General features: G+C 57.4%; 16 protein-coding genes and 1 pseudogene. 8 read left to right on the top strand and 9 right to left on the bottom strand.

Going from position 1 to position 18,113, the window contains the following annotated elements:
• From ABL922_RS12055 to trpS, 8 genes and pseudogenes are all read left to right on the top strand, one after another.
• Positions 1 to 253: pseudogene (locus tag ABL922_RS12055) on the top strand (hypothetical protein); the annotation flags it as partial.
• Complete coding sequence (locus ABL922_RS12050; protein ID WP_349024454.1) at positions 253 to 1,296, top strand: relaxase/mobilization nuclease domain-containing protein; 1,044 nt, start codon at positions 253 to 255, stop codon at positions 1,294 to 1,296. The pseudogene ABL922_RS12055 and the gene ABL922_RS12050, both read left to right, overlap by 1 nt.
• Positions 1,297 to 1,616: 320 nt before the next feature.
• Complete coding sequence (locus tag ABL922_RS12045) at positions 1,617 to 3,437, top strand: hypothetical protein (RefSeq protein WP_349024453.1); 1,821 nt, start codon at positions 1,617 to 1,619, stop codon at positions 3,435 to 3,437.
• A complete protein-coding gene (locus tag ABL922_RS12040; protein WP_349024452.1) occupies positions 3,434 to 4,423 on the top strand; it encodes a hypothetical protein in 990 nt (329 codons plus the stop codon). Before ABL922_RS12045 ends, ABL922_RS12040 begins: the two co-directional genes overlap by 4 nt.
• Positions 4,424 to 4,538: 115 nt before the next feature.
• Positions 4,539 to 5,570, top strand: coding sequence for a radical SAM protein (locus ABL922_RS12035; RefSeq protein WP_349024451.1), 1,032 nt, complete (start codon positions 4,539 to 4,541; stop codon positions 5,568 to 5,570).
• On the top strand, positions 5,570 to 6,685 hold the full coding sequence (locus ABL922_RS12030; RefSeq protein WP_349024450.1) for a glycosyltransferase family 4 protein: 1,116 nt from the start codon (positions 5,570 to 5,572) through the stop codon (positions 6,683 to 6,685). The genes ABL922_RS12035 and ABL922_RS12030 overlap by 1 nt, the downstream gene beginning before the upstream one ends.
• Positions 6,686 to 6,690: 5 nt before the next feature.
• Positions 6,691 to 8,352 (top strand): hypothetical protein, encoded by a 1,662-nt coding sequence (locus tag ABL922_RS12025; RefSeq protein ID WP_349024449.1) that lies wholly within the window; start codon positions 6,691 to 6,693, stop codon positions 8,350 to 8,352.
• Positions 8,352 to 9,341, top strand: coding sequence for a tryptophan--tRNA ligase (gene trpS, locus ABL922_RS12020; protein WP_349024448.1), 990 nt, complete (start codon positions 8,352 to 8,354; stop codon positions 9,339 to 9,341). The genes ABL922_RS12025 and trpS overlap by 1 nt, the downstream gene beginning before the upstream one ends.
• 4 nt (positions 9,342 to 9,345) lie before the next feature.
• Here the strand turns inward: trpS and ABL922_RS12015 are convergent, their stop codons facing one another.
• From ABL922_RS12015 to ABL922_RS11975, 9 genes are all read right to left on the bottom strand, one after another.
• Positions 9,346 to 10,254 (bottom strand): hypothetical protein, encoded by a 909-nt coding sequence (locus ABL922_RS12015; protein ID WP_349024447.1) that lies wholly within the window; start codon positions 10,252 to 10,254, stop codon positions 9,346 to 9,348.
• Between the two features lie 151 nt (positions 10,255 to 10,405).
• Positions 10,406 to 11,191, bottom strand: coding sequence for an LPD7 domain-containing protein (locus tag ABL922_RS12010; protein ID WP_349024446.1), 786 nt, complete (start codon positions 11,189 to 11,191; stop codon positions 10,406 to 10,408).
• Positions 11,184 to 12,923, bottom strand: coding sequence for a type IV secretory system conjugative DNA transfer family protein (locus ABL922_RS12005; protein WP_349024456.1), 1,740 nt, complete (start codon positions 12,921 to 12,923; stop codon positions 11,184 to 11,186). Before ABL922_RS12005 ends, ABL922_RS12010 begins: the two co-directional genes overlap by 8 nt.
• Before the next feature lie 67 nt (positions 12,924 to 12,990).
• Positions 12,991 to 14,001 carry a P-type DNA transfer ATPase VirB11 gene (gene virB11, locus ABL922_RS12000; RefSeq protein WP_349024445.1) on the bottom strand — a complete coding sequence of 337 codons (1,011 nt, stop codon included), beginning with the start codon at positions 13,999 to 14,001 and terminating at the stop codon, positions 12,991 to 12,993.
• Positions 14,001 to 15,179: a type IV secretion system protein VirB10 gene (gene virB10, locus ABL922_RS11995; protein ID WP_349024444.1), complete on the bottom strand. Its 1,179-nt coding sequence runs from the start codon at positions 15,177 to 15,179 to the stop codon at positions 14,001 to 14,003. Before virB10 ends, virB11 begins: the two co-directional genes overlap by 1 nt.
• Positions 15,179 to 16,024, bottom strand: a complete 846-nt coding sequence (gene virB9, locus ABL922_RS11990; RefSeq protein WP_349024455.1) for a P-type conjugative transfer protein VirB9 — start codon at positions 16,022 to 16,024, stop codon at positions 15,179 to 15,181. The genes virB10 and virB9 overlap by 1 nt, the downstream gene beginning before the upstream one ends.
• Before the next feature lie 5 nt (positions 16,025 to 16,029).
• A complete protein-coding gene (locus ABL922_RS11985; RefSeq protein ID WP_349024443.1) occupies positions 16,030 to 16,716 on the bottom strand; it encodes a VirB8/TrbF family protein in 687 nt (228 codons plus the stop codon).
• A 5-nt stretch (positions 16,717 to 16,721) separates the two neighbouring features.
• Positions 16,722 to 17,063 carry a hypothetical protein gene (locus ABL922_RS11980; protein ID WP_349024442.1) on the bottom strand — a complete coding sequence of 114 codons (342 nt, stop codon included), beginning with the start codon at positions 17,061 to 17,063 and terminating at the stop codon, positions 16,722 to 16,724.
• Positions 17,064 to 17,076: 13 nt separating this feature from the next.
• Positions 17,077 to 18,072, bottom strand: a complete 996-nt coding sequence (locus ABL922_RS11975) for a type IV secretion system protein (RefSeq protein WP_349024441.1) — start codon at positions 18,070 to 18,072, stop codon at positions 17,077 to 17,079.
• Positions 18,073 to 18,113: the final 41 nt, after the last annotated feature.

Raw genomic sequence — 18,113 nt, 5'->3', positions numbered from 1 at the left:
CGCGCTGAAATCGCGGGTCGATGACGGGCTGCTTGCCGAACTTGCGCCGATCAGAATGCAGTTGCTGCGTATCGGCCGCAATCTCAATCAGGCGATGAAGGCCGCCAATGCGTCCATGCTCGAAACCGGCGACAAACAGATCGAACCGGAGCTGCAACGGATCGCCGACATGCGGATGGAAATCTCCGAGCAGGTAACAGCGGTTGGCGATGCCATGCGCGGCGATGCGAGCTACTGGACCGTCGCGGATTGATGAGTCTGGAATCGGCCTTGTGGGAAGCAACCCGTCCGGCGTTTCGGGTGCGCTATATCCATGACCCCACCAGCACGCCGCGCGTTCCGCTCTATGCCAGTTACGGCTTTGCCACCGGCCCGACAGCGCGGGCCAAACTTGCGCGGATTGTTCGTAAAGCGCCCGAGGTTGTGGTCAAGGTCACAGGTCGGCAACGGGGCGGTAGCCATGTCAAAGCCCATCTCGACTATATTGGACGCAAGGGCGAAGTGGACATCGAAACCCGCGACGGCGAAATCCTGACAACCAAGGATGACGTTGCCGAGCGCGCGGAGGAGTGGAGCGACACGCTCCAATGGCGGTCGCGGCCTACGGTGTCGTCGGTGTCACTGATCTTCTCGATGCCCGAAGGAACCGACCCCGATAAAGTGCTGGGATCTGTCCGCGCGCTGGCCCATGCCGAGCTGAGCGACAATCACGATTATGCCCTAGCCCTCCATACCGACACACCGCGCCCGCATGTCCATCTGACGGTGCATGCCGAGGGACTGGATCGCTCAAGGTTCAATCCCCGACCGGTTCAGCTCAATCGCTTCCGCGAACGCTTTGCCCGAGAGCTGCGAGCGCGGGGCGTTGCCGCCGAAGCAACACCGAGACGGGCGCGAGGACAAGGGATTGCCGGATCAAGTATGGCGCTGGTCAAATTGCGGGCGCGGCTGCGAACCGAAGGTAGTCGTCAGATTACCCAATCCGACCGCCGCACCAACGAGCAGGCTATCGCGGTTGCGCGGGGCCAGGATCAATTGCCACCATTCATCGCAGCCGGCACATTCCGCTGGCAAGAGATACGCCGTGCCTATGAACAAACTGCCGCTGCGCTGGATGCTACCGGACAGGCCGATGACCGGGAGCTTGCCAAGGATGTTCGCACGTTCCTCGCCAAGCATCAGGGAATGAATGCCACGCCGGAGGTCTTCGCCGAGCATCACGCACAGCGACTTAACCGAGCAACGTCTCCGGAGGCGATCGATCCAACCCGAAATCGCCCGTCTCGAATGCGATAGGACGGGGCAATTGGAAAGGTCGCCCTTTGTGAGCAAATCGCGCTGCTCGCTCGTCTGGGCAGTTGTTGAATTCATAAGATACTTGTTTTCTTACGCTTCCTTTGTCTAGGTGGTGAAGGTGGGGCTGTTGCCTAATCTCAAGCCAAACGCCGACATTTTCGGCAGGCGGGATTTTGCGCTGTGCTGCACAGGATATTAGGGACTATGCTATGGAAAAGCACAGAGCACTTCTCCGGCGACTGAGAGCGACCGACTATCTAGACGCAGTGAATTACTCCGGCCGCGCCAATCTGCATGCCGATATGCGTAGCTCTGCATGCTTGCTCTACGACGTTTCAGAATCAATTCGATCTAATCACATTGATGACAACAGCCTTCACAACGCTTTTGCTCTAGTTAATGACGTTTTTGTAGCTGAAGACTATCTGCAAAAGGCTGAAAAGCCTCGATATGTCCACTATACCAATATGCGATTGCTTGACCGTTACCTGCTGGCGAACCAGTCTCGCTCGCTCGGAGAACGGCATGGCCGCGCACGTCGCGCCTTGGCGATCATAATGCGAGATTGGCATGATTTTGAACAGGATCGGCTAAGCTATTTCGACAGCAATGATGAGCCGCCGAAAAACGTGATTGGCTACCGTTACCAGCAGGAAAATAAGCAGGAGGATTTGGTTGCGCACTTGCGCGAACGTGTCCGCACGCTGGACTTGCTTAGTGAAATTGCAGCGGTCGGCAGTTTGCCGGACACGCGCATCATTAGTAGCGACATGAGCAATTACGCAAGCGACTGGGAATATTTCTCCGACAATGCCGACCGGGAACTTTCTCATTTCCTTTGTCTGCCGCGTTCGACCTGGCATGATGAAGTTATGTTTCTTCGTATGATCCATGCGACCGAATGCTGTTTCGCCGGAATCCTCGCTTCGCTTGAGACGTTGCCCGCATTGGCGCTTCAAAAAAACTGGCTCGGGGCGACTGCAGCGCTGAAGGCAGCAACTTATTTCTCAGACTTCCTTCTGCAACACTGGAAAGTTTTCGAGACGATGCCCGTACTTCATTTTTTCGACGGGTTTCGCGAAGACACTGGTGATGCGAGCGCGATCCAGTCACAACGCTTCCAACGACTCGATACGCTCGTTCGTGGCCTTGGCGACACCAAGCGCACTGCGCTCGGGCACCAACTTGAGGGCAAGGCAATTGCCGAATGGACGCCGCCGCCCATTGCCACCCTGCCTGGTCTACTCGAAGCGGCGCGACTAGCAGGCTCTGAGGGTCAGGATTTCGTTCAGGTTGTGCAGGATTTCGATGACGACCTGTTTGCATGGCGCTCAAAACATTTTGGCGTCGCAATGCGATATCTGCCGAAAGAAGCTAAAGGCACGGGAAATGAGGGAACACCCTATTTGAAGGCTACATATGCAGAGCCAAGGTTGGACCAAAGTGCCAACGATCAAGCCACGCCACTTCAAGGTCCGGCTAAAGCGTCGGAATTGTCCTCCTTTCGTTGCACCTCGACGATGGCACTTGTCCCAGAGAAATGCCCTCGCCTTGCTGCGTTCCGCCTTAGACCAATTGCAGCCAATGTGGTGCAAGACTACGTCGCGCAGGCGCGCGATCAACTCATGCCGGTTATCATGGCTAGGAAAACCCATATCGAGGGAACGCTGGGCCGATATGGAGAGTTTTTTGGAGCACGCAAATATCCTGTCGCACGGCAATACGACGATTTCGTCACCAAGGGCCGGTTTCCAGAGCTATTGGTACCTGCGCTGCTTCTTTCACTGGAGTTGCGCTCCGGTGTTTTGATGGGCATTCACCGCGTGCAATCCGGAAGCCGGATAACTTTCGATGTCGCAACCGACGGCGAGACTTTCTTGGGGATCGCCAACAAGGACATAAGATGCTCCCCTCACGAGCCGGTTGTCCGCGATTCTAAGGGTATAATTGCTTCCGTGTTTCAAGGTCCTGACAAGCGGACCATGGTCGATTTTGACAAGGTTCCGAAAAACACCGAAATCCTTCTGATCGTCTTGGGTTACCCGCAAATGCTTGCGACAGAGTTCGACGAAGCGATTGCTGATTGCCGAACTTTCATCTCTGCTGTTGGATATCCATTGATTGAAGAGTGGCAAGCATGAACGTTGGAAACACGTTCCCGTTCAGGACTGCTTCTGGCTTTCGCCCGCTAAAGGGGCTTCATATCGGCCACTACGGCGCAGTGCTGCGTGACGTTTGTGCATTGCAATATGCACGCCAAAGCTGTTCCTTCGTTTTCATTGCCGATCATCACAGCCGATCAACTTGGAAAGAAAAATCTGACTTCCTAAATACGCACAAGCGGACAACAGAACTCACAAGGCAACTTTTGGCGGTTGGGGTTAACCCTGAATACAGCGTTATTTATCGACAGTCCGATGTGCCGGAAATATTCGAATTCATGTGGTTTCTGGCCGGCATTACCAGCCATGGCAGGTTAACCCGAAACCCAGTGCTGGAAGAATCAGGCGAACCGACTGCTGGCGTTTATATGTACCCGCTGCTCATGGTTGCTGACATTCTGTCACTGCGAGCAACACATGTTGTGGTTGGTGACGACCAAAAAATTCACGTCGAAAGTGCCCGCGATGTCGCGAAGAGATTGCGCGGTGTTTTCGGTGAGGACTTCCTTCCGGTACCGGAATACCACAGGCCTGACCCAGTGCTCATCCGTGGATTGAAGGGACGAGATAAGATGGATGGCGCCATGGGGAACGAAATTTACCTTTTTGGCGACGAGGACATGATCAAGGATAAGGTCGCGAAAATCGTCACCACGTCGGTCAGCTATGGAAATCCGCTCCCAACCGAAGATTCTGTCCTGCTCTCGTATGCAGAAGCGATTGGGGGAGAGGCAGCGCGTAAGGTATTTTCCGCCGATTTCGAAAGTAGTCACTTTGATTATAGTGACATGAAAACCAAGCTGCTTGAACTCTTCATGGACGTTGTGGGACCCTATCGAGAGGCCCACCTAAAAATTTCACCACAAGATGCTGAGGAAATTCTTCGGTGCGGGGGACTTCGTGCACGTGAAGCCGTTGGGAACATGATCGCCGAAGTGCGCAAGCATATCGGCGAGTCGTTCTAAATACTCAGGTTTGCTCCACCTCTGAGGGGTAACAATCGGGGGGGGGCACGTCAAGGATATAGCGGAAGATTGTGTTCTTGCGACCAGGGAGTTAATGAAAAGGAAATAGGAAGCGATGGACGCCATGGGTGAGGTTGAAACGATGTACTTGCGGGCTTCGGTGGCGTCCGTTTGTAATCTTGATTGTGTTTATTGCCCCAAAGCCTCAGGAATGGAGGATCGCTCCCCGCCACATCTGGCGAAGAGGAAGATTTCGGTCAATGACTATGTCGGCTGTCTCGCAGCGATTGCTAGCGTAGGCATTCGCCGAGTGTCCTTTACAGGGGGCGAGCCGACGACGAACCAGCACCTACCGGATATCATTCGAGCGGCAGCGGACTTGTTCGATGTCGTTGAGCTCACATCCAATGGATATGCCTTGCCAAAGATGATGCCAGCGATCGCGCCACATCTCGATTTGATAAAGGTGTCGCTAGACTCGCTCGATCGGAGAAAATTTGCGCGCTTGGCGCAGGGTCCCGAGCAAACGTTGGACAATGCCGTTGTAGCGATCGAAGCCGCGCTGGGCGCGGGCATTCCTGTCGGAATCAACTTCGTCCTGATGCGCACCAATAGGGACGATCTTGAAGCGATCGTGGATTTTGCTGCAACGATGAAGGCTAAGTATAACGGTACTTTGCATGTCAGCGTGCTTGACTTTTATTACTCAGATGAGCGTCGCGACATGTGGCAGCGCGAGTACATTGCAGTGAACGGAATTGAAGATCGCTTGGCTGACAAATATGGTAATTTGCGCGAGGAATTGCGGTTCGGATGTCGGTTCGCCTGGGTCAATTGCAATGGCGTCGAGGTCCGGTTCAAGGACAGCGCCGGACCGACAATGCGCGGCAAAATTTGCGATGGCTGTCGGCAATACTGCCAAGAAGGGCTATACGGTGTAAAACTGTCAACGACGGGTTGGATGACCACCTGCCCATCCAACGATTTTGCGCTTGGCGCGGACCTAGCAACCGCTGTCGCGGCAGAAGAAGCGAGGTCTCTCTTGGCCGACATGGTTGGTCGGGTTAGCCGGGCGACCGCCGATTCGAATTCCTTTGCCACCTTGCTACGCACGCACGGATTGGCGCCGACTTACCCAGTCAACTGATGGGTGCGAGCGAAGCTCGACGTGGCTGGATCGCGATGGTGTTGCCTTATAGTCCCCTAGAGCAACTCGCTGGGCTTGAGTTCGCGACGGTCCAAGCAGCCAAAAGCTTAGATGGTTCGGGATGGCACATCAGTTTGTGCTGCGTGGGCCGGTCGGGATTGATCGAAGGCGTTGAAATACTGGGCTACGCCAATCTTGCAAGATTGGCATGGAAGGTCGCTTTTAGCCCCGTTGAAATCGTTCATTTCATGGAAATCTGGCCGACACCGTTGACGCGCGCTTTGCAGCTCTCCGCCGGGCTGATGCTACGCGCACGCGGCCGAACAGTCATCACGACAGTGGCTACATACGGAAACATCACAACTAGAACCGGCTCCCGGCTGGAAGCGAGACTCTGGTACTCGATTAATAAGCGAATTATCGGCCTCAATACACGACAACGAGACGAGTTACTGAAAAGAGGCCTCTTAAGTGATAAATTTCGAGTTTGTCCGCGCGGCGTTCCACCCTATTTCGAGCCGCCATCGATTTCACAGCGCATCGCTTCACGTGAGGCACTCGGGTTGCCGAGCGACAAAAAACTGGTGTTATTTCTAGGACGATTTGTCGCGCGCAAGCGCGTTTTAGCATTAGCCAAATTATGGCAAGATGCCGGCGCGCGACTTCAAGATTGTGCACTGATCATGGTCGGCACGGGTGCCCACAACGATGATTCTATTGAGGGTCAACTTCGAGCCGTGGTTGAACGCAATCCCGGTAACATGGCCATTTTTCCTTGGACAAGTCAGCCGCTAGCCTATTTGCAGGCATGCGATGTGTTCGTGCTGCCGTCTGAACGGGAAGGTCAGCCAAACGCGTTGTTACAAGCTATGGCCTGTGGTCTTGGCGTGGTCGTTTCGTCGAGCCCAGGGCTGACTGAAATCGTCGAGCATAACGTTACAGGGTTGCACGCGCAGACGCTTTGCCAAGTGATTGACGCGATTGAGTTGCTGACGAGGAACGACGCCCTGTGCCAGAATCTCGGTTCGAATTCAGCTGCCTATATCCAGCGAGAACACACAATGAACGAGGTCCGCGGGTTTCACGCAGCCCTTTATCACGAACTGCTTGATTGACGGCGATGAGCATCCACGCGCGCAGCACGAGGCCTCGTTTGTTTGCATCGACGCGCGTTATCGCTCGCCCACATATCGGGACATTTTTCGGCTGGATCAAACCGATTGCGGAACTTTCGCAGCGCTTCGACGTTACCTTGCTTTTGTGCGATCATCAGAGTTTCGATGGGTCAGCGTTGCCGGTGCCGGATGTCACGCAGTCCTTTCGTGCCGCGCTTCAGGCTTATTTCCCCGATCATGTGTCGATTGTCGTAGAGTCCGAAATAGTGGGCTTGGAAGCGTTGGTGCCGCTTTTTCTGCGCTTGGCTAGCGCTCGACCGTTACTCCGCAATCCCACGTTGAAGGCGCTTGAGGCGCGCGGTGAGCTGACGCTTGGCCATATAGTGTATCCATTGTTGATGGCCGCCGACCTTGTCGCTTGTCAGCCCGACGAGGTCCTCACGAGTCCGGACGGTTTCCGATATTTCGAATACCCTTTCGCTTTGCAGAAGCGGGTTCAGGCGATGTTCGACACTGACGGTGAGGTGCCTCGCGTTCGTACGCTACCGGCTGTGAAGATCACCGATGACATGGGCGAGCGGCTTCGTCGGTCCAGCCAAGGACCTGTTCTCGGCGATGCGCCCGATGACACTGCGGCAATCGAGCGTTGGTTGCTTGAGCGGGTGACGCCGACGCCTGGTCCCGCAAGCGAACGCTGGCTCACCTGTCGGGCACCGAAGAGTGTGTGGACGCAGGTGAAAGCAGCGCCTCCTTGCGATGATCTCGAATCCGTCAAGTGCGAAGGCTGCCTCGAACAGCTGGCTAGTACAATGCGGTCTGAACTGGCAGCTTTCTCATTCTACAGAGCCGCACACCTAGATAACGACAGATACAAGGCGTTGAATGCCAGCAATCGAAGACTCGATGCGATCTTTACGCGGTGGCACGCTCGTGCCACGACAACTGACGCCCACAACGCTAATGCTGTCGTGTTCTTGCCAATCGACCTCGCGGAAGCTGAAATTGCGGCTTGGATATCCTTGTCGTTTGCGCGGCGAAGTGTGCTAACAAATGAATGCAGGACTACATTCGACATTGTCCTCATGCCTCCGCTTAATGCCTCCAAGCTCACGGGAAGCGAGGCCGCCGCCATGCAGATGGAACGATTGGTCCTGGTCGGGGAGGAACTCGGCATCGATTGCCGAATTACGACATGTTATCATGCGTTGAAACCGGTGGGGGGCCTCTCCGCCAGCATGTACCGGGAAACGATGCAGTCCGTAATGACAGCTATAGAAGGACTTCAGCGAGCCGTTGATCGCCATCTGCGCGCCGTTCTGATGGAACGGTACAAGCACGCCGACCAGTTGGATTTAACCTCTGACGATCCGGTGGTCGACGAACGCAAAAGGTGCTCGACGTATCCATCCGCGTCACCGAATGTTGACGCCTGGCGTCTGCTAAAGCCGGTTGCCCGTCGCTTGTATGATCGATTTGAGGATGTAATTCGCAGATATCCATCGGCGACAGCACTTATTGCTGGCGAGGAAGCGGCGGCGAGCTTAACAGAGATTTATAGGATCTCCACCGAATGGTGGGGCGAACAGCCAGATGCTGAAGAATTTTCCTGTTTCTCGGACATGAAAGGTCGGATCGTCCGGAATTTTAAGCGCATTTGGAGACATTGATGACACAGGCTACTTACCTCTCCGGAATTCAGGCCACCGGCGTCCCTCACATTGGAAATTATGTCGGAGCGATATCTCAATGGATCAGAACGCAAGATTCCGATGATCGTTCATTCTATATGATCGCCGATCTTCACGCGATCACGACGCCTCCCGAGCCAGAAGTTCTGCGGAGAAATCGCTTTGGCGCGATGGCAGGATTGCTCGCTTGCGGACTCGATCCGAAGCACGCTGTATTATTCTTCCAGAGCACAGTGCCCGAGCACACTGAACTATCCTGGCTTCTTTCGAGCCTGAGCTACATGGGCGAACTGCGCAGGATGACCCAGTTCAAAGCCAAGAGTAAAGAGAATCAAGAGGGTGCCTCAATGGCGCTGTTTGGCTACCCTGTATTGCAAGCCGCTGATATCCTAATTTATCAAGCAAACTTCGTGCCGGTCGGTGCCGACCAGCTTCAGCACATCGAACTAACCCGCGACATCGCGGGCCGTTTCAATGCGAAATATGGGGAAACGTTCGTGATTCCCAAAGCGACGGTGCCGAAGATCGGAGCTAGGATCATGGACCTGCAATATCCGGATCGGAAGATGTCGAAGTCGGGCATCGACAGTGTCCAGGGCACGATATTTCTCGATGACGAAGATGATGCTATCCGACGGAAGATCAGCAAGTCGGTGACCGACTCGCTCAATCGCATCGTTTATTCCGATGAACAGCCTGGCTTGCGAAACCTAATCGATCTTTACTCAGCCCTGACAGGCGGAACGCCTGCAGGCGTGGTCGAGCAATTCGAAGGACAGGGATATGGCAATCTCAAGAAAGAACTCACCGACGTGATCGTCGCGACGATTGCGCCCGTCCGTACTGAGATCAATCGACTGACGGGCGACCAAGTCGAACTCGAAAGATTGGTCGCCACTTGCTCTGCTACTGCTCGGGAGCAAGCGACCGCCACGTTGCGTAAGGCGAAACTAGCGATGGGTTTTTAGAGCATCAGTCTTCCGGTCGAGTGCGGCTTTGATGGTCCAAAAGAACCTCTAGAATCTGCCTTGCTTTTTCGCTTGGGCTTGCTTGGAGAGCGAATGCTTTCCGGGCCATTGCCAAATGTACGCGCCGAAAACGGCCGATATATTTCTCGATCTGGCGGCTCGCTGCCTCTTCAATTGCTTCGAACAGTAGCGGAGGGGACGCGTGAGCGTGGTCGATGATCTTTCGTAGTGTTGCCGGCATGTATGCGCGCTGGAAGAGTGCATGCTTGCGCAGTTCGTTGCTTGCCGAGTTTCCATACAATAGTGCTTCAAAACTGACCAAGGGGAGTTGTGCCGCCGTCGGTCCATAATATTCCCGACCGAGCACGGCGCGCCTTATGAAGTGTGGCTCGATGCTACTGACAAAGGTAGAAGCGTCCACGCTCATGATGACATCTGCAAGGATCGAATTGAGCTCAAGAATCCCAGCCAAGAGCGGCTCGATATCCCTTTGCTGAGTTGCGGCACGGGGCAGCTTTGCTGCGTGCTGGGTCAAGGAGAGTAGGCATTTCGAGGCTTGCTGCAGGCCTAGAATGAAGCGTTGTTCCTCGATTAGCCCGGAGAAGGTTTCCGGCGACTGGGTGTAGGCGCGAGAGGCGTAAGTATAGACGGTATCCCGAGGGACCTCATCGATAATCGTCCCAAGGCGCTGACAGCCCTTTTCCAGATCAATGGACCGGTCGGGCGTCATATCCTTCAACAAACACCAGCACAGATCACGGTGCCAGATCAGCAGCCTATCGTGCGGCTGGGTTGCCAAATCACCGTACTCGGCGCTGGTAATGAAATCCAACGGCAAATCTTCATAAGTTTGATGAGAAGTGATTGCGCAAGTTGCGTCAAATTCGGCATAGACTTCCAACTCGCCTGACAAATCTGATATCGCTGATCTCATAATATCCGTGCCAAATGAATTGTATGTGCCAAAGATGGTATGACGAGAGTGTAATTTAGTCCGCGGCCTATCTTAAACAAGCGATTTTTGATAACGCAGTTGCCGTCGTGCAACCCAGCTCCCGACAATTTCATCGTGTCTGTCTGCCGCGTTGTAAAACCTGATCCTGCGTAATTTCTTGCGAGCGCTGTGCCAGCTGGTTCCGCACTTGAATGACGGCGATCTTGTCGCCCTTGGCGATGCGAAGGGCAACATCCTGGCGTCTGGCTTCGACCTCCCTTGTCGCCTTGGCCGGATCGTCAGGATATTTCGCGCGGGTGATCGAAATGGTCTGGGCAACCAGACTTTGCGCGCGGCGCAGGTCTGCGTCACGGGCATTCTCGGCGTGTGATTGGCGCAGGAACCGATCTGAGAGGGCTTTGAGCTTACCCAGTTCATCTCCAGTATGCGGTTTGGTCGTGCTGGACTTCTTCTTATCGCGGCGCTCTTCCCGTTGTGCGAGCCGCGCGTGGAGGCGCTCGGCCTCGGCTTGGACAACCTTTGACGGTGAATAATTCTCGACTGCCAAGCCGTGCGCGGCGGCGGCTAGGAAAGCTGCCTTCCTGAACTTATCACCGCCATTGATCTTGATCGACGTCCAGCCATTGGCCTTTGCGATCCTGATGATGTCGGGAAGGGCGTCGATGTTACTGGTCTTCAGCCGGTCTGGCTCGATCCGCACAATTGGCGTCTTGTCGTCCGATGTGCGGTAGAGTTTGTTACCAACGCGCAGAAATTTGCCGGTGAGATCGTCGGTGATCGTTGGAGGTTCGGCTTTTCGCTTGGGCTTTGCGCGGGTGGACGCGGGGGCGACCGGCTTGGGCTTCGCCGTGCGGCTTTGTCCATCCGTTGCATCTCCTTCGAGTTTGTCAGCCATGTTCATCACCCTCCTCAATGATGCCGGTTACTTTGCCGTCGCGATCCAGCGTCACCATGTCAGCATTGAAGCTGGGATAGTCTTCGGTGCGGATGTCGTCTGGCTTGAACGGATGTGCGGGATTCCCCTCTGCCTCTTCGTCGGTCATGTCGCGGAACGGTGCGGGCGTGTTGGCAATGCTCGTCTGCTTTTCGGCTGGCGGTACCACGGGTGGAGGCAACACCCGCTTTCCGAAGAAGCGGCTTTTGAAATAGTAAATCTTGGTGCCGATGATCGGCGGGATGCCGCCGCGCAGCAGGATCAATCTGTCCGCAGGAAACTGCATCAGTTCCTGGGGCAGCATCAGTGCGCGGCGCTGTTCGGAAATTGATTTGGAGCGGTTGGCGAGAAGGCCGTTGATCGTCAGCGATCGGGTGACACTCTCCTGCCCGACATAGCCGATGCGCTCCGACAGCTCGTTCGCAACGCGCAGTTCCTTGGGGGTGAACGCGACTTCGACCCCGCAATTGGCGACGATCTCATCGGCGACACGCTCGCCGTAAACCCCGCGCAATTGCGAGCGTGACTGGATGACCGGAAGCAAGCGGATGCCGTAGCCCGCGACATAGGAAAAGGCGCTGGCGATGACCGATGCGCGCCCGAGCCGCGCAAATTCATCGAGGATGACCAGCACGGGCACAGGGGTCGTGGCATCGGGCAAATCGCGGACATTCAGATCGACGAGTTGCTGGAACAGCAGATTGTAGAGCGGAGCGATGCGGTCGAGTTCGTCGGGGGAAACGCCGAGATAGATCGAGATATGGCGTTTGCGAAGCTCACGCAGTTCGAAGTCGCTGGCGGCTGTTGCAGCATCGACCAGCGGATTGAGCCATAGGCCGAGGACGTTGGTGATGGTCTTCTTGATGTCGGCAAAGCTGTTGTCGGAACCACCGGCAAAATCGCTGAGTGCCGTTCGGCATCCGGTCGATAGGATGACTTTGGGATCGGCCAGCTCCTTCTTGAAGAAGCTGCGCGCATCGCCTTCGGTCAGATAGCGGTAGATCGCGCCCATCGTCAGCGGTTCGTCGCTGGTTTCCGCGAGCCATGCCCCGACGCCGGTAAAGCCGGTGCGCGCGCCATTCGCCCAAAAGGCTTCGCCGCGTTCAGGCGCGACGAACAGCATCGTTGCGATCTTTTGTAGTTCGATGATCACGTCGTCGGCGTCGCTACGGTCGATATAGGCGAGCGGGTTGTAGCGCGCGGTGCGTCCCTGCCGATCGGTAGGGTTGAACAGGAATACCTGCTGGCCGTAGCTCGCACGGAAGCCTGCGCTGGCGTCGAAATTCTCGCGTTTCACATCGAGGACGACCACCGAACCTTGCCATGTCAGCAAATTGGGAATGACAATGCCGGTGCCTTTGCCCGAGCGGGTTGGCGCTTCGACGAGGACATGCTCGCTCCCGCCAAAGGTCAGGAAGCGCCCGCCCTTGCGCCCGACGACGATGCCCGCGACCGAGCGGAAACCGTGTCGCTTGATCTCGCGTTCGCTGGCGAACCGCGCAGCCCCGTGGAGCGGAGCACCGCGCACCCACAGCGCATAGACCAGCCCGGCGAGCAGCGTGAGCCCGCCCGCCAGACCACCTGCCATAGCCCTTACGACACGCGGATCGCCGCGATAGTACCAGATGAACTGCGGCATTTTGAGCGGATCATAGGCCGCCACCGGAAGACCCAGCACCATCCATCCGATCATGCTGGCGATAGCGAATGCGATCAAAGCCCCGAGCGGGATGGCGATCAGCAGTCGTGCCGCCCCGCCGTCAGGCGAGGTGCCTGCTCTCTGGGTCATAATAGATCTCCGTCACGCGAAATTCGCCATCGGTCTTTTTGATTTGCACCACGACATCGACCAGCATCTTGAGCAGAGCGCGGATGTCGCCGCGCGCCAGATCGGAGCCGCCCTCGCTTTCCTTGACCAGCAGGGTCAGTTGCTCGAACGCGAGTTCGGCTGAATCGGCATGGATGGTCGTGATCGAGCCGGGATGGCCCGAGTTCACATTGCGGAGGTAGAAGAAGGCCGTTCCGTCGCGCAGCTCCTGGAGCAGGATGCGGTCGGGCCGCATCCTGAGTGCGCTTTCCAGCAAATGCTTGGCGGTGACGTTCGCGGTGCCCTGGCCGTCCTTGGCGTAGAGCATGTGGACGACATTCTTGTGCGGGACGATCAGCTCGCGCGTGTCCTCTATCGTCAGCAATCGCTCTTCGGGTGGGATGAGCTGGATCAAACCCTTGGACAGCGTGGTCTTGCCCGAGCCGGTTGCACCCGAGATCAGGATGTTGAGCCTGGCTTTCACCGCGCGGTCGAAAAACTCGACATGGCGGCCGGCCTTGAGCAGCGTGAGCAAGTCCAGCTCCTGGGCCGACACCTGTTTTTCAGCGATGCGCGTTTCCTTGAACAGCCCCGCCGCCTCGAAATCCGCCAGCGTCATCGTGACGGTCGATGGCTTGCGCACTGTGATCGATACCGTCTCGTCGGGAACGACTGGCGGCACGATGATTTGTACCCGCTCGCCGGTCGGGAAGATGGTCGAGACAATCGGGTTTTCGCGGGTGATGTCTTGGTTCGTGAAAGCGGCTGCGGCCGTCGCAAGCGCCATCAGATTCTTGAAATCGAGGCTGGGTTCGCTTTCCCATGACCAGCCGCCACGGCGTTCAATGCCGACCTCGCCGGGTCGGTTGATGACGAGTTCGGTCACACGCTCGTCATCGAGATATTTGCGTAAGGGCGCGGTCACGTTGTCGAGGACAGCGGTATTTTTGCCCGGCGCAGCCATTACTTCAGCGCGAGGCCGTAAACCGTCGAGAAATCGAAATCCTGAGCGACGGTGATGCCGACATCTTCACCCTGGTTTTTACGCAGCACGGGTTTGATCTGGCCGTTTTGTTGCAGAATCGTCGAGGCGGCGTCGGAGGGGACGCGGGTGGTATTGGAGGCGCTGTTGCCGACGGCTTCTGCGCCCACGGTGGCCGCGTCTTCGACCAGACTGAACAACAGCGCGGTGCCGAAACGCTGCCAGAAGAAGTTGTTGACGCGCCCGTCCACGCCCCCACGTCCCAGTGCGTCAGTGGCCGGTGAAGCGACATCTATTGCAATCCCGCGCGGGGTCACGGCCCGCGTCCACACCACGAACAGCCGGTATTGGCCGCGATCGAGACCGCCCTGATACTCTCCAACGATCTTCGTGCCTTTTTCCATCAGCACGACGCGGCCATTGTCGGAATAGATATTGCGCGGGACGATGCAGCTCACATAGCCCGGTTGGCTCGAATCCATCGCTGATTGCAGCACGCACGGGATGAAGCTCCCCGCCGTAATCAGGAAATTACGGTCGGGAAGCGTCCGGGCTTGCGCCTGTCCGATTGCCGATGTCTGTCGCAGCGTGTCGAGATTGGTGGCTAGAGGCGAGGGCTGGCGACCGGCAATCGCCGGGCCGCCGTTGTCGCTGATACGGATACCTGCGCTGGCGCTGTCGCGCTCCCCGCCATAGGCAATGAGCGAAGACCGCCGCGCGGCTTCGCGCAGCACTTCAGCTTGCGATGGCTGGCGGGCTTGCTGTGCGCCAGGCGGCGGAAGCTGCGACGGCGCAGGCCCGGCACCAATCGCGGGAACGACCGGTTCGCCCACGGCAATCGGCGCGTTTGGATCGGTTGCCGCACCTGCCAAGGTCGGTGCGATGACCGTTGCCGGATCATATTGCGCGGGTTCGAGCGCCGGTTTGGGTTTGACCGGGGGGAGCGTGGAGTTGCCGGTTAGCCCTGTTCCCAGCGCCAGCACCGTGAACATGATGGCACCTGCGGCAGCGGCAAAGCCGATCATCTTTTTCGGGTCCATTGCCGTGCCGGGTATCGACGGCATCTTGCTGGCGCGTTCGGTGGCCGGGGCGCGGTCGATGTCCTCGGGATCAGGCGTTTGATCGACCGTTGCGCGTTCGCCCATTGGAATGTCGGCCATTATTTTCTCTCCTGCGTGCGTTCGACGATGCTCGATGCCGTGCCTGTTTTCGGGTCGCGCCCGTAAAAATCCGGAGCTTCGTTGAACACGCACAGAACCTCCCTGCCGCGCCGCAGGCGAAGCTGGGCAAACACACCGTGGATCACGACAAATTCGTCGCGGACATCGAAGGGGACGATACTTTCGCTCCCGTCGGGATTGACCGCGAAGAATGCGGGAAGCTCGCGCTGGTTGGGAAATCGTAGCGCCGTGAACTGGCCGTTGTCGGTGATTTCTGAAGGCTGGATCGCCGACGAGCCCTGGACGCTGTAGTGGAGGTTTCTCTTGCCTTCGAGAACGGCGAGATCGAGCGCCGAGCGGATCGCGCCCGCTTGCAGCGCGACGGCCTGGGTGTAGGCTGCCTGCGTTGCGGCCGCCCGCGCCGCAGCCGCTTCTTCAAGCGGATAGCGGAACACGACCTTGAAAAAGGTGTCGGTTGAACGCGCACCGATGGCCCCGCGTCTCGCCGACAGTTCGAAGGTATAGGTGCGATTGCCCGTGGCGGAGCGGGTGATGACGATCAGGTTTGTCGTCCCCGCCATCTCGCGGGGTTTGATGAACAGCGAATTTTCGGCCGGGGCGACCTCCCACGATACCGTATCGCCAAGCGCGACATGTTCGACCCGCTCGCCGGGGGAGAACACGATCTGCGTTGCCGACCGGAACACGCCGACAATCCGGAAAACCTGGGTGTCACTGTAGATCACTTCGCGGATGCGATTGTCCTGCGCCGTCGGGCGCGGGGTTTCGGCCGGCAGCGCCGGTGCGCTGGTAAGCAGCAGTGCAATAGCCGTCAGGCAGCTCATTCGTCTCATTGCGTCACCTCCAGGTCGGCGCGGTAGGTCTGCACTTCCAGCCCGAGAGGGTTTTTGAACCGCTGCTGTTCGGTGGTGGGCGTATCGGTGGTGTCGTAGGTCACGGTCGCAATGGCGGGCGTGTCTGTGACAGTCGAGCCGCGCTGAAGGGTCTTGGTGAAGCGTATTTGCGCGACCTTCGCCGAAACGAAGGTGACTGACTTGACGGCGATGAACACGGTATCGAGATCGGTGAAGACCGATTGCGGCGATTTGGGATTGTCCTTGCCGTAGAACGCGGTCCATCGCGCTTGCTCGTCGCGCGACGACATCGCCAGTACGCCCTCGAAGAACTCTTGGCGCGCCTGCGGTATCCAGCCCTCGCGGTTGCGGACGTAGTCGGCGAGGAAATATTTGGCGACGGCCTCGTTGTAGGTGATCTGCTTGTCGCCTGACATCGGCGAGGTGATAGTGCTCGCGCCGGTCGCCTTATCGACGGTGATGACATAGGGCGCGACGGTCTTGAGCGGCGTCAGCATCGCCACCGCTGCAACCCCGGTGATCGCGAGACCGCTCGCGACACCCGCGACCATCCACGCCAGCCGTTTCGAGCGGCCCGCTGCAATCAGCCGGTCGTGATCCCAGCTTGCGGCTTCCGCAAAATAGGCTTTGAGATCCTCCCGGTCTGTGACGCCGATCGCCATGACGCTCAGCAGCTCTGGTTGGATATTTGCGGAGACAGGCTGCTGATCGGCGGCACTTGGCGCTCAGACTTGCCATTCGGCGTTTCGGGCTTTGGTGTAGCCGGGTTCTTCTCGGGGAAGACCTCGACGCCTCTGCGTTCCCGTTCCTGTCCTTGTGGCGGGTCTGCTGGCGTTGATGTTCCGGCAAGCGGATCGACACTTGGCAGGATCGAACCATAGGGATTGGCCGGGCGGCGCTGCTTGCCGTCGCATTTGGCCAGCTTTGGCGATTTTGGCGCTGCGGTGGCAGCATTGACCGGCACAATCAGTGCCAGTGACACCGCGATACTCAGAAGGCGCTTACCCATGACTTACTCCCTTTTATTGTGTCCCACGGCTGACCGAGCCTGACGTCCGCATCCGGGCGATGCCCCGCGCAAAGCCGCGTTCGATGGCGCGACTGGTTGCTTGTGTCGCCGTCGCGCCGCGCCCGGCGACGAACCCGCCCGCTGCTGCAATCGCCGAAGCAAACTGGTTGGCGAGCGCAGGGCCGCCGCCGCCGAGCGAGGCGGCCAGCATCGGAATTTGCAGGAAGAAAAAGAAGCCGAGCGCGTAAAAAGCCAGCGCCTTGATCGCGGCCATGCCGATTTCGTCATTCTCCGAAATCGTGGCGATGACGGCATCGCCGGTCTGCGTCAGGAACAATGTCAGCACGAGCGCAAACACAATCAGCATCAGGTAGTTGATGCACGCACCCAGCCAGGCGAAGAAATAGCCGCGCGTGGATTCGAACAGCAAAGCCGCCACGAACAGTGGTCCGACCACCGACAATAGGGCGAGTGCAAACAGTCCGAAGGCGCTGATAACGAAACCGATCGCCGCGCAGAGCAAAGTGGCAACAATCACCATCACCACGAGAAAGCCGGAAAAGACCGCATAACCTATGTCGGGCAGAGTGCCTTGGGTTTGCTGGTAATCGGCGGCGATCTTCCGCATCGTGTTGGCAGTCTCGAAACCCGTTCCTGCGAGCTTGTCATAATACCCGCCAAGACCGCCGACGTCCGAACCGCCAAGCGCGGTGGCAAACTGGCCGGGGAGACCGCCCAGCGCGAACATTCCGATCTGGGTTCCGTAGAGCGAGGTGACGGCAAAATAGAGAAATGCGAGCTGACAGCCGCGATAGGCATATTCGCGGAATGGATATTGCACCGCACCGCGCATGATCGCGTAGCCGAGCAGCGAGATGTAGATCACGATTCCGATGCGCAGGGCCGGGGAGACGATGCCGATCACCGCCGCATATTTCCCGACGATTGCAGCGAGCGCATTGCTCAGCGCCTCAAACATCGTTGTGAAAACATGATCGCTGAAATCCATATCCGGCACTCATTCCTGGAGCATTTGGGTCAGTTGCTGAT

It is taken from the genome of Sphingorhabdus sp. (genome assembly GCF_040079335.1).
Classification (GTDB): domain Bacteria; phylum Pseudomonadota; class Alphaproteobacteria; order Sphingomonadales; family Sphingomonadaceae; genus Sphingorhabdus_B.
This window is presented reverse-complemented; position numbering and strand designations above follow the sequence as displayed.

Excerpts from the sequence above, each read along its gene's own strand:
- ABL922_RS12040 (WP_349024452.1), top strand. The coding sequence starts at position 3,434 with ATGAACGTTGGAAACACGTTCCCGTTCAGGACTGCTTCTGGCTTTCGC.
- ABL922_RS12010 (WP_349024446.1), bottom strand. The coding sequence starts at position 11,191 with ATGGCTGACAAACTCGAAGGAGATGCAACGGATGGACAAAGCCGCACG.
- trpS (WP_349024448.1), top strand. The coding sequence starts at position 8,352 with ATGACACAGGCTACTTACCTCTCCGGAATTCAGGCCACCGGCGTCCCT.
- ABL922_RS11985 (WP_349024443.1), bottom strand. The coding sequence starts at position 16,716 with ATGGCGATCGGCGTCACAGACCGGGAGGATCTCAAAGCCTATTTTGCG.
- virB10 (WP_349024444.1), bottom strand. The coding sequence starts at position 15,179 with ATGGCCGACATTCCAATGGGCGAACGCGCAACGGTCGATCAAACGCCT.
- ABL922_RS12035 (WP_349024451.1), top strand. The coding sequence starts at position 4,539 with ATGGACGCCATGGGTGAGGTTGAAACGATGTACTTGCGGGCTTCGGTG.
- ABL922_RS11980 (WP_349024442.1), bottom strand. The coding sequence starts at position 17,063 with ATGGGTAAGCGCCTTCTGAGTATCGCGGTGTCACTGGCACTGATTGTG.
- ABL922_RS12050 (WP_349024454.1), top strand. The coding sequence starts at position 253 with ATGAGTCTGGAATCGGCCTTGTGGGAAGCAACCCGTCCGGCGTTTCGG.
- ABL922_RS11975 (WP_349024441.1), bottom strand. The coding sequence starts at position 18,072 with ATGGATTTCAGCGATCATGTTTTCACAACGATGTTTGAGGCGCTGAGC.
- virB9 (WP_349024455.1), bottom strand. The coding sequence starts at position 16,024 with ATGAGCTGCCTGACGGCTATTGCACTGCTGCTTACCAGCGCACCGGCG.
- ABL922_RS12005 (WP_349024456.1), bottom strand. The coding sequence starts at position 12,923 with ATGATCGGATGGATGGTGCTGGGTCTTCCGGTGGCGGCCTATGATCCG.
- virB11 (WP_349024445.1), bottom strand. The coding sequence starts at position 14,001 with ATGGCTGCGCCGGGCAAAAATACCGCTGTCCTCGACAACGTGACCGCG.
- ABL922_RS12030 (WP_349024450.1), top strand. The coding sequence starts at position 5,570 with ATGGGTGCGAGCGAAGCTCGACGTGGCTGGATCGCGATGGTGTTGCCT.
- ABL922_RS12025 (WP_349024449.1), top strand. The coding sequence starts at position 6,691 with ATGAGCATCCACGCGCGCAGCACGAGGCCTCGTTTGTTTGCATCGACG.